Source organism: Shewanella sp. ENK2, assembly GCF_043568515.1.
Lineage (GTDB): Bacteria > Pseudomonadota > Gammaproteobacteria > Enterobacterales > Shewanellaceae > Shewanella > Shewanella japonica.
In genome coordinates, this window is the sequence record NZ_CP171406.1 from 737,084 (window position 1) to 751,714 (window position 14,631).

At 40.6% G+C, this 14,631-nt stretch carries 12 protein-coding genes and 1 pseudogene; 2 read left to right on the forward strand and 11 right to left on the reverse strand.

What is annotated here, in order from left to right; genetic code table 11:
* Positions 1–29: 29 nt before the first annotated feature.
* The gene (locus ACGEDC_RS03370) at positions 30–359 is read left to right on the forward strand and encodes a hypothetical protein (RefSeq protein ID WP_225442089.1); all 330 of its coding nucleotides are present in this window, start codon (positions 30–32) and stop codon (positions 357–359) included.
* A 105-nt stretch (positions 360–464) separates the two neighbouring features.
* Here the strand turns inward: ACGEDC_RS03370 and ACGEDC_RS03375 are convergent, their stop codons facing one another.
* From ACGEDC_RS03375 to ACGEDC_RS03390, 4 genes and pseudogenes are all read right to left on the reverse strand, one after another.
* Complete coding sequence (locus ACGEDC_RS03375) at positions 465–1,733, reverse strand: glutamate-5-semialdehyde dehydrogenase (protein ID WP_394498227.1); 1,269 nt, start codon at positions 1,731–1,733, stop codon at positions 465–467.
* 16 nt (positions 1,734–1,749) lie between these two features.
* Positions 1,750–2,859, reverse strand: coding sequence for a glutamate 5-kinase (gene proB / locus ACGEDC_RS03380; RefSeq protein ID WP_055023692.1), 1,110 nt, complete (start codon positions 2,857–2,859; stop codon positions 1,750–1,752).
* 214 nt (positions 2,860–3,073) lie between these two features.
* A pseudogene (locus tag ACGEDC_RS03385) lies at positions 3,074–4,362 on the reverse strand (NCS2 family permease).
* A gap of 846 nt (positions 4,363–5,208) precedes the next feature.
* Positions 5,209–6,768 carry a M17 family metallopeptidase gene (locus tag ACGEDC_RS03390; protein ID WP_394496429.1) on the reverse strand — a complete coding sequence of 520 codons (1,560 nt, stop codon included), beginning with the start codon at positions 6,766–6,768 and terminating at the stop codon, positions 5,209–5,211.
* 240 nt (positions 6,769–7,008) lie between these two features.
* Between ACGEDC_RS03390 and ACGEDC_RS03395 the strand changes: the two genes are divergently transcribed.
* Complete coding sequence (locus tag ACGEDC_RS03395; RefSeq protein WP_394496431.1) at positions 7,009–8,469, forward strand: aminoacyl-histidine dipeptidase; 1,461 nt, start codon at positions 7,009–7,011, stop codon at positions 8,467–8,469.
* 93 nt (positions 8,470–8,562) lie between these two features.
* Here ACGEDC_RS03395 and dinB read toward each other — a convergent pair whose 3' ends face one another.
* The 7 genes from dinB to nqrE all read right to left on the reverse strand — a co-directional run bounded on the left by dinB (position 8,563) and on the right by nqrE (position 14,627).
* Entirely contained in the window at positions 8,563–9,642 is a 1,080-nt protein-coding gene (gene dinB / locus ACGEDC_RS03400) for a DNA polymerase IV (protein ID WP_372037576.1), read from the reverse strand.
* A gap of 313 nt (positions 9,643–9,955) precedes the next feature.
* Positions 9,956–10,423 carry a bacterioferritin gene (gene bfr / locus ACGEDC_RS03405; RefSeq protein WP_055023687.1) on the reverse strand — a complete coding sequence of 156 codons (468 nt, stop codon included), beginning with the start codon at positions 10,421–10,423 and terminating at the stop codon, positions 9,956–9,958.
* Between the two features lie 12 nt (positions 10,424–10,435).
* Positions 10,436–10,906, reverse strand: coding sequence for a bacterioferritin (gene bfr, locus ACGEDC_RS03410; protein ID WP_055023686.1), 471 nt, complete (start codon positions 10,904–10,906; stop codon positions 10,436–10,438).
* Between the two features lie 389 nt (positions 10,907–11,295).
* Complete coding sequence (nqrM, locus tag ACGEDC_RS03415) at positions 11,296–11,517, reverse strand: (Na+)-NQR maturation NqrM (RefSeq protein ID WP_055023787.1); 222 nt, start codon at positions 11,515–11,517, stop codon at positions 11,296–11,298.
* A gap of 58 nt (positions 11,518–11,575) precedes the next feature.
* Complete coding sequence (locus tag ACGEDC_RS03420) at positions 11,576–12,589, reverse strand: FAD:protein FMN transferase (protein WP_394496435.1); 1,014 nt, start codon at positions 12,587–12,589, stop codon at positions 11,576–11,578.
* A 136-nt stretch (positions 12,590–12,725) separates the two neighbouring features.
* Positions 12,726–13,973, reverse strand: a complete 1,248-nt coding sequence (nqrF, locus tag ACGEDC_RS03425) for an NADH:ubiquinone reductase (Na(+)-transporting) subunit F (protein WP_055023684.1) — start codon at positions 13,971–13,973, stop codon at positions 12,726–12,728.
* A gap of 45 nt (positions 13,974–14,018) precedes the next feature.
* On the reverse strand, positions 14,019–14,627 hold the full coding sequence (gene nqrE / locus ACGEDC_RS03430) for an NADH:ubiquinone reductase (Na(+)-transporting) subunit E (RefSeq protein ID WP_055023683.1): 609 nt from the start codon (positions 14,625–14,627) through the stop codon (positions 14,019–14,021).
* Positions 14,628–14,631 lie beyond the last annotated feature (4 nt).

The window sequence follows — 14,631 nt, forward strand, 5'->3', positions numbered from 1 at the left end:
TCAACTACATGGAGAACTGGGCAATGGGAATGCCACGTTGGAATTTAAGCGATACGATTGAGCGAAAAATAAGGCTTAGCAGTTTAGTGGTCACTGCATTAATCATATTCTACGAACTGTTAAATGGCGATATTTCGACACAATTTCCAGCGATGTACCTATGTGTTTTTGTATTCCCTGCGGTGTATTTTACAAATAAGACTCAAGATAAATACTTCCCATTGCTAAAAGAATATGTTCAAGCAACTCGCATCGTTGCCATCTTTATGACTTTAGCCAGCTTGTGCGTTTGGGGTTATGCGACTTATTTAAGGCTCTCTATCCCTCCTATGCCCAGCCACCTTATTTATAATATGTAGATCTAGCAGTTACTTTCTGCATTCAAGCCATTAGCTTTTCCACATTGCTAAAACAAAAAAAGCACCGAAGTGCTTTTTGTATAAAAACGAAGTCGAAACCCCAACTCATTTTCTTGCTGTGTAATCGCCAGTTGCAAGCCATTTATAGGTCGTTAATGCATCCAACGCCATTGGTCCACGGGCATGTAACTTTTGTGTACTTACGGCAACTTCAGCTCCTAAGCCAAATTGAGAGCCATCGGTGAACCTAGTACTGGCATTGACATACACAGCAGCAGAATCAACTTCATTCAAAAAATGGGTCGTTGCATGAATATCATCAGATAAAATGGCTTCTGAGTGTCCGCTTGAATGCTTTCTAATATGCTCAATAGCATCATCAATATTACTGACGACTTTGACACCTAAGGTCAAGGATAACCACTCTATAGAATAGCTCTCATCAGTTGCTGAATGTAGCTCAAAAGTAGGGCTATCAACTAAAGCTTTGGTTTTATCACAGGTATAAAAACTCACCCCTAATGCGGCCATTTCTTCAAATAATCTAGGTAAGTATTCTGCAGCAATCGCTTCATGAATCAACAAAGTATCTAGCGCATTACATACTGTAGGGCGTTGTACTTTAGCGTTAATGATCACTTCTGCACTGCGACTGAGATCGGCCATTTTATCCAGGTATAAATGACAAATACCAATCCCACCTAAAATGACAGGAATACTGGCTTTTTCAGCACATAAGCGCTGCAAAGTTTGACCACCACGAGGAATAATCATGTCTACATATTGATCTAATGTCAGTAAGCCCGTAACGAGTTCGCGATCGGTTGAATTAATCAGCTGCACAGCATCTTCTGGCAAACCTTGAATTCGCAAGGCTTGGCGAATGACATCACTTAACACTTGGTTTGAGGTGAGCGTTTCTTTACCGCCACGCAAGATAACTGCATTACCCGTTTTAAGTGCTAATACTGCAATATCTACTGTCACATTGGGACGTGCTTCATAAATAACCCCAACGACACCTAAAGGGACTCGGCGTTGGGTAAGGCGTAGGCCATTATCTAACAATTGACTTGCCGACTCACTACCAACAGGATCTGCTAGATTAATGACATTATCAATATCCGCGATAATGCCTGCCAATCTTGGTTTATCAAGTAATAAACGATCAATCATCGCATCAGTTAGCCCATTCTGCTTAGCTGCTGCGACATCTTTAGCATTGGCAGATAATATCGCATCGGTATTCAATGTCAGTTGTTCGCTGATGCAATGTAGTAGGGCTGATTTTTGTTGGCTTGATAGATTAGCTAGTTGAAAACTTGCAGTTTTAGCTTGCTGACCTAATGTTTGCAAATATTGCTGATTCGACATTTTTTCGTCCTGTAAATTATTCATCTAGTAATACCATGTCATTACGATGTACCACGGCCACGCCATAGTTATAACCGAGTAAACTTTCTATCTCGTTTGAGTGTTTACCTGCGATTAAAGCTAAAGCATTTGCACAATATCGGCTCATCCCTTTTGCGAGTACCTTACCTTTTTCATCTACTAACATTATTGGCGCACCACGCTCAAATTTGCCTTCTACTTTTATAATGCCTTTTGATAATAAACTTCTACCGTTTTGTGTGACGGCAACTGATGCGCCAGAATCCAACACTAAGCGCCCTTCTGATGCTGGACCTGCTAAAATCCATTGTTTGCGACTTTCCAGCGGATTATCAATAGCACTAAAATGTGTTCCTACGGGTTCTTTATTGGCCACTTTTGTGATGACATTGAGATGATGCCCAGAAGCTATAACGACCTCAATGCCTGCACGTCTAGCAATGTCAGCCGCTTCGAGCTTTGTCGCCATTCCTCCCGTGCCCAACCCTGAAACTGCCCCGCCAGCGAGCGAGCGTAAATCAGCATCAATATTTTTTACCGACGAGATAAGCTTGGCATCAGGGTTGGTTCGAGGGTCTGCATCAAATAACCCCTTTTGATCCGTTAATAACACTAATAAATCTGCGTCACAAAGTAGTGCTGCGCGAGCGGATAAATTATCGTTATCGCCAACTTTAATTTCGTTAGTCGCAACCGCATCATTTTCATTAATGATTGGAATAATATTATTATCTAGCAAGGCGTTGAGCGTATCTCTAGCGTTAAGGTATCGCTCTCTATCTCGCAAGTCTGCACGAGTCAGTAATAACTGTCCGACATGCAGACCGTATATGCTGAACAATTCAGACCAAGCTAAAATCAGCTGGCTTTGCCCTACGGCTGCTAACAATTGCTTATTGGGCATCGTATCGGGAAGTACGGGGTATTGCAGATGTTCACGTCCGGCAGCTATTGCGCCTGAAGTACATAATACGACTTCAACGCCTGAGCGCATTAACAAAGCCATTTGTCTAGCCAATTCAACCATATGCGCTTTATCAAGGCTTCTGCTGCCTGATGTGAGCACACTGGTGCCTAACTTGATTACGATCCGCTGGTAACCCATTTGTACCTTATCCCAACAAAAATTGTTTAATGAAAGATTTTTATACCTAATAAATACAGAAAATAACAGCTATCCATTACTAGGGATAAATATATTCACTGTTAAATTTTAGATGACGCACAAAAAAGGGCTATGCATTGCATAACCCTTAATATAAACATAACAAAGCCATCGAATATTGCTTTACACGCGATAACGACTGCTACATACCATTTTAGCCATAAATGAATTTAGCTAAAAACAATAATGCGATGAATAAAATCCCTAAGTTAAGATCCTTAAAGCGGCCCGTTAATACCTTAATGACGGCATATGAGATAAAGCCAAAACCTATCGCATTAGCGATAGAAAACGTCAATGGCATTAGTAAGCACACTATCACCACTGGTGCTGCTTCTGTAAGATCTTCCCATTCCACATTGACTAATCCAGACATCATTAAAATGGCAACATAAAATAATGCACCACTAGTCGCATAAGCTGGAACCATCCCTGCTAACGGGGCAAAAAACAAAGAAAGAATAAACAAAAGACCAACGACAACCGCGGTTAAGCCGGTTCTTCCACCTGCGCTCACCCCAGCTGTACTTTCAATATAACTGGTTGTTGTTGATGTACCTAAAGTCGCACCAGCCACTGTCGCCAAACTGTCAGCACTTAATGCACGCTTGACTCTTGGAAGGCGGCCTTGCTCATCTAAAAAGCCACCACGCTGAGCAACTGCAACCAGCGTACCTGATGTATCAAATAAATCGACAAATAAGAACGCAAAAATCACCGAAATCATACTGATTTCCAGTACGCTAGACAGGTCCATTTTCATGAATGTCGGCGCAACTGATGGCGGCATAGACACAATGCCGCCATAAGTGACATCACCAAAAATCAAACCAAGAATGGTAACAATGAAAATACTCAAAATAACCGATGCTTTAAGTCCACGCTGTACCATTGCAATAATGAGGAAAAAACCAAGTGCCGCCATCACAGCCGGAAACGACGTAATATCTCCCATGGTAACTAAGGTCGCTGGGCTCGCCACGACTATTCCCGCTGCTTTTAAGCCAATAAAAGCTAAAAAAGACCAATACCTGCGGCAATACCAAGTCGTAAACTCATCGGAATACTATTAACAATCCACTCTCGAATTTTTACCAGCGACAATACTAAGAAACAGATACCAGACATGAACACAGCACCGAGTGCTGTTTCCCAGCTGTAACCCATTTCCCCTACAACGGTGTAAGTGAAAAAGGCGTTTAATCCCATTCCAGGAGCTAAAGCAATAGGATAATTAGCGACCAACCCCATAATAAGACAACCAATTGCAGCGGCTAAACAAGTCGCAACAAAAACAGCACCTTGATCCATGCCAGCATCAGCTAACATCATTGGATTGACAAAAATAATGTAAGCCATTGTCAAAAAGGTGGTTGTACCTGCGATAACTTCTTGTTTTAAACTAGATTGATTTTCTTTTAGCTTGAACAGTTTCTCTAACATGAAACGTAAATCCTTAAAAAAGGGAGTTAATAAGCGTGATTTAATTGGGCTAAAGGTCAAATAACGGACTGAAAGCACATCAAAATATTACACTTTAATGAACGCGATTATAGGTATTTATATGGCGTATAGCCATGTTCACACTATAAACACTCATATTTGTAAGAAAGACAATTTAATCGTTTGATTTGAAGTAAGACGTGTTAGGCAGGCAAAAAAAACCTGCTCAAAGAGCAGGCTGACAAGTTAAAAAGTTTTCCAGTATGGGGAGAGGAAAACTGCATCACAATTAAGTGATAAAACTTCAATATAAATTAGCAATAGAGAACTAATTTATCGTTTGTCTAAATTCGTCTAAAAGACGACAGAAAAAAGGGTTGATACGGGTCAAACTTACAATCAAGGATGGGTTAGCCCTTGAAGGTCATGGCATATAAACCACCAGCTAAAGCATTAGAACTTAACCAAGTGTTTTGCCAATAAATATATTGATTGCCTGTATAAGACATAGTAAATACTCCAAATAAAGTTGTTTAAAACCTAGTCTTGCTGGGCTCGGTTCCTTGGAACTTACTTTTCTCAATCCGTTGAGACAACTTATCACTCGATTCCTTGGAGACTTTATCCATCCTGGATTAACTAGAATTGAAAAGCACCGTTGCTCTTCAACGAGAACAATAATACCAAAATGTAATTTAATTACAAGTATTATTTTAATTATTTAAAAAAACCTTAAAAAAGGAAATTTATTACAGTTTCTAGTCATTTTATAAATATTAAGCTTTGTCACCTAAGTGACAAAGCCACTACATATTGTGCTTGAACAAAAATAATACAACTAAATACTTATTTTATCGCATTCTGTAATAAAGTTACCAAAGGTTCACCTGTCGGTTTGCCATATAAAGGGTGTCCTTCTGTTGCACTACCTGCGATATCAATATGAGCGAACGGCATAGGTTGTGACGAATTCAACCCATGATTATCAAGGCCTGCTGCATTTATTAAGAAGGCAGCAGGGTATTGATGTCCTCGAGCAGTAATGGCTGATGGGCCATTATTGGATGATAATAATTCGCCTTCTCCAGAAATATTATTCACTTTATTAAAGTCATCACTTCGCAACCTTGAAACCTCAAATGATTCACCCCATAAGGCTGATATTTGTTCTAAGTCTTGGCTAATACCCACTTTTTTTGCAACAGCATTTTCTACAACAGCCGTATAACCGCCGTAGCAACGTACTACGTGTCCAGTTAATGTTGCCACAGAAAATAATTGCGGGTTGACTGCAGTCGTCGCTTTTATACGTAAGTGTGACAATAAATCAGCCAACACTAGGCGCCCTTCTGCATCGGTATTACCAATGCGAACTCTGACGCCTGCATGACTTTTAATAATTTCATCAGGGACAAATGCATTACTGCCAATACTGTTTCTGACTAACCCTAATTCGGCCACGACTCGCAGCCCTTTTGGTTTTAGAATAGATAATGTTTTCATTAAACCCGCGACTACCGCAGCGCCACCTTTATCTCGGCTCATGCCAGCCATACCACCTGCTACTTTAATGTCAGCACCACCGGTGTCGTAGATCACCCCTTTACCAGCAAAGAATAAGGTTTTTTCGATAGTACCTTCACCCACATACTCAACTTTGACAACGCGTGGTTGATGCCTTTGCACCGAGAAAGAAGCCCGTCCAACCGCACAAAGTAATGGGTAATCACGTTCAAGCTCTTCTTGCTCTTCTATTACAGATACAGATAAACCAGATCCTGTGAATGCATCAACACAATAATCAGCAAAAGCTGGGGCAGCCATTCTTTCAGGCTCTGTACCACACAGATCTCGAGTTAAAATTTTACCGGCTTCAACAGCATTGATTAGATCACTAAATGAATGACCTTCAGACTGACTGATTAACAAGCCAATTTCAGTGACTGATGCTTGTACAGATTGCCCTTCAGCTTGAGTCGCCTCTCTTAACTCTAGTGATTGCCATAACTCTTGACCACAAGCTAAAGCTGACACTTGTTGAGCATATTGGTAGCGGCTTTGGTTTTGTTGATTAACAACTAATAACGGTTTAACTGCGCCTGCACTTTTTGCAATAGCAAGTCCTTCTCTCGCCGCTTTAGCAAACACGCTAACATCACTGTATTCATTAGACGCTGCACTTACAGGGGAAATGATTAACCTTCCACCCGCTAACCCCGGAGCAAATAATAAGGTGGCACTTTGGCCAATACGGTTATCAATTTGTTTGCCGTGACTGGCTAACAATTTAATTTCATCTTGTTTGATGTCATTTAAGTCAGTGGTGATAACAATGACGGCATCCCAGCCTTGTCCTTCAAATATCGCATCTTCATTTTTTACATCGACAACATTTGCTTGCAACATGAGCCTTCCTTTTGATTTTTATTATGTAAGGTATGAGAAATTAAGTGCGCTTTATATCCATTGATAATAGCGGCTATAAGTGAGCAAAGTACATATTTTTACTCTGTAAAATGGTTAATATTTATTTACAGATTTTAGTCAGGTTTCGAACAATCAAATCACCCAGATCACTGTCTGTACAATTCATTATGGTAAACTGTGGTTCATCTATTCCCACCTCATAACTATAAGGGAGTCTCCGTGACAGCGATTAATCAATTATACCCTCAGCCACTATGGCAATGGTTCGAACAAATTTGTTCTATCCCGCATCCATCAAAGTTTGAACATGCTTTAAGTGCACACATTCAACAGTGGGCAAAATCAAAAAATCTTAGCGTTATTGAAGATAAGGTCGGTAACCTTATCATCAAAAAACCAGCCTACCCAGGCATGGAAAATAGAAAAGTCGTAGTACTTCAAGCCCATATTGATATGGTGCCGCAAAAGAATGCAGACAAAGTTCATGATTTTGAAAAAGACCCTATTGAAGCCTATGTCGATGGTGAATGGGTAAAAGCTAACGGCACCACATTGGGCTCAGATAATGGTATCGGTATGGCATCAGCTCTTGCAGTGTTAGGTGCTGATGACATTAAACACGGCCCATTAGAAGTCTTGTTAACTATTGATGAAGAAGCTGGCATGACCGGCGCTTTTGGACTCGAAGCAGGCATGCTTGATGCTGATATTTTAATTAATACCGATTCTGAACAGGAAGGCGAAATTTATATGGGTTGCGCTGGCGGTGTCGATGCGCAAATAAGCGTGCCGATGTCGTGGCAAGCCCCTGAGCAAACCAATGCCAGCTTCAAATTAACCTTGTCGGGACTTAAAGGTGGTCACTCTGGTGTGAACATTCATTTAGGTCGTGGTAATGCGAATAAATTATTAGCACGATTCCTATTCGTTTATGCGGACGATTTAGCACTTGAATTAGTCAACTTTACTGGTGGTTCATTACGTAATGCGATTCCTCGTGAAGCGAATATCAGCTTTATGTTACCTAGCGAAAACCAAATAAAACTTGAACAAGCGATTACTGAGTTCCAAGCCTTAGTACGTGCAGAGCTATCGATTGCCGATCCTGACATGTTACTGACACTTGAATCAATCGAGACACCAGAAAAGGTCATCGGCGAAGAAGCGCAGAATACCTTAATTGACTTACTTCATGCTTGCCCGAATGGCGTTATGCGTATGAGTGATGAAGTTGAAGGCGTAACAGAAACATCACTGAATGTCGGTGTTATCAACACTGAAAATGAGTCTGTAGAAGTCCTATGCCTTATCCGCTCGTTAATAAACTCCGGTCGTGAAGAAATCGAAACTCAGTTAACAGCATTAGCTAACTTATCAGGCGCAAGTATCGAACTTTCAGGCGCATACCCTGGCTGGAAACCTGATAATAACTCACCTGTAATGGCGATAGTTCGTGACACTTATAACGACATTTATAAAAAAGACCCTACGATCATGGTGATCCACGCAGGTCTTGAATGTGGTCTGTTTAAAGAACCTTACCCGACTATGGATATGGTATCTATTGGTCCTACAATTCGCTTCCCGCATAGTCCTGATGAAATGGTTAATATCACAACCGTTGGACAATACTGGGAGTTACTGCTTGCAGTACTTGAACGTATTCCAGCAAAAGACTAACTCGTAAAAACGTCAAAAAGGCTGCCATTCTCATTGAGAAGGGCAGCCTTTTTCATTTAAGCGAAGCGAGTAGTCAGTAAAATACGCATCAGCTTAAAAGTTTAAATCAAGTTGTTCAGTGTTCGACTGTTTATCTTTGGTATCAATTTCAATATCAGCTAATCCGACCGACACGCCGACTAGACGAATCCCCCTGCCATTTGCTCGCGCTAGAGCTTGGCTTAATAAATCATGAAAGAGGTTCAATGATATTTCATCACTACGGTGTTCAATCGTGGTCTGTTTAAAATCATTAAACTTGAGCTTAACCACTTGCTTATGAATTTGCCTATCCTTTGCACTGCGGTGAACTCGAGCAATGAGTTCTTGAATTAACTGCGGCATAACATTATTGCACTGATCAAGCGTAAAAATATCTTGTGCCAGTGTGGTTTCAACTCCGACCGATTTCCTGACTCGATTGGGGCTGATTGTCCGATTGTCGATACCTTGCGCACGTTCAATCAGAACTCGACCAAATTTACCAAATGCTGCAATCAGTTTATCACTTGGGTAATGTTGCACGTCTTCACAAGTTGTTAGACCAAGGGCGGCTAGCTTTGCCGAGGTCACTTTACCCACGCCAGGAATTTTATTCAGCGTTAATGGCTTTACGAAGGCGTTAATATCTTCAGGAGGGATAACATACTGCCCATTGGGCTTATTTAAATCTGAAGCAATTTTGGCAAGAAACTTAATGGGCGCAACACCTGCTGATGCTGTTAACCCGGTTTCATCGAGTATTTCTTGACGAATCGCCTTAGCAATTAAAGTGGCACTGCCCTTGTGGGCATGACAGTCCGTGACATCTAGATAGGCTTCATCTAAAGATAAAGGTTCAACTAAATCGGTATAGCGATGAAAGATAGCTCTAATTTGTACGGAAATTGATTTATAGACATCCATTCGACCTGGCACTAAAGTGAGATCTGGGCATAATTTTAACGCCTGATAACTCGACATAGCAGAGCGCACACCAAACTGGCGAGCTTCATAATTACACGTGCTGATCACGCCCCTGCGATCGCTTCTGCCACCCACAGCTATGGGTTTGCCACGCAATTCTGGAAAGTCTCTCATCTCCACCGCTGCAAAATAACAATCCATGTCGATATGAATAATTTTACGGACCATTTTCAAGCAAGCTCTTTCTAGCTCATTAACTGATTAATTAATTTATCATAGCAGGTGGATAAAATCACTGTATAAATAAACAGTACCGTGTAATAACACTAGTAACACTGATATTTGAATCAAATCTGCTTATCAATGAACCGAAATTAGCTAATTTCAACAAGCGTTTGCGATTTAACATGGTGATTTAGTTACGGAGGAGTCTGTTACACATTTTTTATCTAAGCCCTTTTATAGTGACCTTTTCACCAAGTAACTTGGTACAAAAACAAAAAAGCCCAACATTGTTGGGCTTGTTAATACCAGTGACTTTTTACATTTTCGTCTGTAAATAGTTCTGTAATCCAACACGATCAATCAGTCGAATTTGTTTTTCTAACCAGTACATATGATCTGATTCAGTATCATCTAATAATACTTCTAAGATTTCACGAGTTTGGAAATCTTCTTTTTCTTCACAAAGTGCAATGACTTCACGTAAATGATCAGCAACGGCATACTCGTAGTTCAAATCATTTTTCAGCATCTCTTCAACATCTTTACCGATGTTGAGTGCTTCACGACTCGCAACGTCTGGAGTACCTTCTAAGAATAAAATACGTTGTACTAACTTGGCAGCATGCGCTTTTTCATCGTCTGATTCATGAAGAATACGAGTGTATAACTCATCAAATCCCCAATCTTCATACATATGAGCATGAACAAAATATTGATCCATCGCCGACAATTCACCGGTTAATAGTGCGTTTAGCGCTGCAATAACTTCTGGATGACCTTTCATGTTAAATTCCTATTAATCTTTAATTTGTGATTGAAGGTAATTTTGAATACCTGTTTGATTGATGAGTTCTTTTTGAGACTCAATCCAATCAAGATGTTCTTCTTCATCTTCGAGTAAATCTTCAAGTAGATCACGACTCACATAGTCACGCTCTGCTTCACACAACTTGATGGTTTCTTTCAGTACGACAAGCTGCTCGGTTAACGCTTGCTCGTCACAATCAAGCATCTCTTCACAATGCTCACCAATACGTAACTTATCGAGTTGCTGTAAATTGGGTAATCCTTCCAGAAATAACACGCGCTCAATTAGCTTGTCGGCATGCTTCATATCTTGAATCGATTTCTTGTATTCTTTTTCATTCAGGTTTTCTAAACCCCAATGTTTGAACATGCGTGCATGTAGGAAATACTGGTTAATGGCAGTTAACTCACACGTCAGCACTTTATTCAGCTGACTAATTACTTTAGGGTGGCCTTTCATAATTCTGTCCTTTAATTCAAGATTGATCTGGATCAATTTCCAACAGGATAGTACATACGTTCATTAATTACAAATACCCTTTAAAATCATGCACTTGGTTAGTGATAATCATTATCATTACAACTTAGGTTATTAACTAGTTTCACTTCAGTTTAAATACCGTTAACTTCAACGGAATCACGGTTATAGGTTAAAAATACTAAAACGCTACATGCGCTTGATCACAGAATAATCGTAAAATGTTACCTAAAAAGATTTTTGTAAATTTTGTATCGAATGAGATGACAAACTATTTCAGACATAAAAAAGCCCAATGAGATAAACCTCATTGGGCTATTTAATTAACCTAGATCCGCTAAGTCGCTTTGAGTATCGCGATGAGATACAGGTTAAATAATACGGTTCTGATTTAGCTTAGCTTCACGCTCAGATTCCGCCATTCGACGTTTTCTTTTATCGCACGGATCATCGCAGTCACAAGCTTTTTCGATGCCAAGAACACCAAGACCACCGCAACTACCTTCTACAGCTTTACGCTTAATAATGTAGCCAACAGACATTAATAGGAAAAATAATAACAACACGACAAAGGCCGCTATAAAGGTACTCATCATAATTTCTCACTTATACTTCTTTATCATTGTATTGCCAATAAAGCTTAATCGCCACTTACTGAATATAAGGCCCGTAAGCTTCACTATAAAAGACTTCGTAATGGTCGTCATCTTTCTCAATCAACATAACTGGTAAGTTCTGCTCATGAGCAAGTGCCAACGATGCTTCGGTACCCAGTACCATCATTGCCGTAGCATACGCATCAGCAGTCATACTACTAGGATGTAATACTGTGACTGAAGCTAACTTGTGTTTAATTGGGTAACCCGTTCTAGGGTCGATGAGGTGCGAGAATCGCTCACCCTCTTCTTCATAATAAATACGGTAATCACCTGATGTCGCTAAAGCCATATTGCCAGGTTCTACGACCTGCTGGATGACGCCACCCTCAGTCGTTGGCTTTTCAACTGCAATACGCCAAGGTGAGCCATCATCCTTCACACCTTTAACACTGATCTCACCACCAATTTCAACTAAGTAACCCGCTACCTTATACTTGTTAAGTAAGTTAGCTATTTTATCTACGCCATAACCCTTAGCAAGTGAAGACAAATCCACATACAAGTCGGGGTTAGTTTTAGTAATCTTTAGCCCATTAATGGTAAAGCCATGAATATCAGCCTTTGCTTTAATGATATCGATGGTTTCTTGGCTTGGTATTTCAGTAGGGCGCTTGTCTGGCCCAAACCCCCAAAGATTAACCAGTGGGCCTAGTGTGATATCTAACGCACCACCTGTCACATTGTATAATCGTAACCCTTCTTTAAATACCTTTATGGTATCTTCCGAAACAGTGATGCTTTGGTTTACTGACAGCTTATTGAAACGAGACAATTCTGACTTAGGTCGATAAGTCGACATTTGGTCATTCACTAACTCAAGCGCAATGTCGATTTCCGCTTGCAATAGTTGGGTGGTCGGTAAGCGATCATTTCTCACCACTTTGATGTGGTAAGTCGTTCCCATAGTATTGCCCGATAACGACACAATATCGTCTTCACTTCCACAAGCAGTTAGAAGTAATACAACCAAAGATACAAGCAGTGCTTTAAAAGAAATATTAATCATCTCAAACTTCAAATTAGGGTTATCTAACATAAAAAAATGCAGCTTACTTAACGAAGATGACCTCCGTGTCAGCAAGCTGCAATTTATGACGTTCAATGTCTTTTAGGATTATATCTAATCATTTACGATTAGCACATTAGCCACCAAAGTCATCGAGTAAGATGTTTTCATCTTCAACACCTAAGTCTTTAAGCATACCGATAACAGCAGCATTCATCATTGGAGGTCCACACATGTAGAACTCACAATCTTCTGGTGCATCATGATCACGTAGGTAGTTTTCATACAATACGTTGTGAATGAAACCCGTGTATCCGTCCCAGTTATCTTCTTCTTGCGGATCAGATAACGCAACATGCCATTCGAAGTTTTCATTTGCTGCAGCTAAGCCATCAAAGTCTTCTACGTAGAACATTTCACGCTTAGAACGTGCGCCGTACCAGAAGCTCATCTTACGCTTAGAGTTAAGACGCTTAAGTTGATCGAAGATGTGTGAACGCATTGGCGCCATACCAGCACCACCACCAACAAACACCATTTCAGCATCAGTTTCTTTTGCGAAGAACTCACCAAATGGACCAGAAATAGTGACTTTATCACCTTCTTTCAGGCTCCAAATGTACGAAGACATTTTACCACAAGGTAGAGTTAGGTTACGTGGAGGCGGCGTAGCAATACGCACGTTCAACATAATGATTCCAAACTCTTCTGGGTAGTTAGCCATTGAGTAAGCACGAATAGTTTCTTCATCAACTTTAGATTCAAGGTTGAAGAAGCCAAAGTGCTCCCAGTCGCCACGATACTCAGCAGGTACATCAAAATCTGCATATTTAACATGGTGAGCTGGCGCTTCAATTTGGATGTAACCACCAGCGCGGAAAGGCACTGATTCGCCATCAGGAATCTGTAGCTTAAGCTCTTTAATGAAGGTTGCTTTGTTATCGTTAGAGATAACTTCACATTCCCACTTCTTGATGCCGAAGATTTCTTCATCAAGTTCGATATCCATGTCAGTTTTAACGTTAACCTGACAGGCTAAACGACAACCCTGACGAGCTTCACCTTTACTGATGTGATCAAGCTCGGTCGGTAAAATATCACCACCACCTGATTTCACATTCACACGACACTGACCACAAGAGCCACCGCCACCACAGGCACTTGATACGAAAATACCGTTATCAGCTAATGCGCCAAGTAACTTGCTTCCCGCACCTGTTTTAATTGCTTTGTCGCTATCATCATTGATTGAGATAGTGATATCACCGCTTGCAACCAGCTTAGATTTAGCGAATAGGATCACTAATACTAAGATCAAAACGATTGCAGTAAACATACTCACACCTAGATATACATCTATTGGAGTAGCGTTAAGAATATCCATTAACTTATCCTTTAAGGTTCAAAGTAATACGTCGTAAGGTCTCTCTTAAAGAGAGACACCTGAGAACGACATGAAACCTAGCGCCATTAAACCAGAAGTGATGAAGGTAATCCCTAAACCACGTAGGCCATTTGGCACATCAGAATACTTCATTTTCTCACGAAGACCGGCTAACAATACGATTGCTAATGCCCAACCAATACCTGAGCCGATACCGAATACCAAGCTCTCACCTAGGTTGTAGTCACGCTCAACCATGAATGATACTGCACCAAAAATCGCACAGTTAACGGTAATCAATGGTAAGAAAATACCTAACGCGTTATACAAAGGAGGAAAGTACTTATCTAACGCCATTTCCAGAATTTGTACGAGTGCAGCGATAACACCGATGAAAGTAATGAACTTCAAGAAGCTCAAATCTGCATCAGGTACACCTGCCCAAGCGAGTGCGCCGGGTGCTAATAAACCTTGATAGATGATTTGGTTAACTGGTACAGCAATGGCAAGAACCACAATTACTGCTACACCAAGTCCCATCGCAGTTGTGACTTTCTTAGACACAGCCAAGAAGGTACACATACCCAAGAAGAAGGCTAATGCCATGTTCTCAATGAATATTGAACGAATTAACAGACTAATATAATGTTCCATTGCG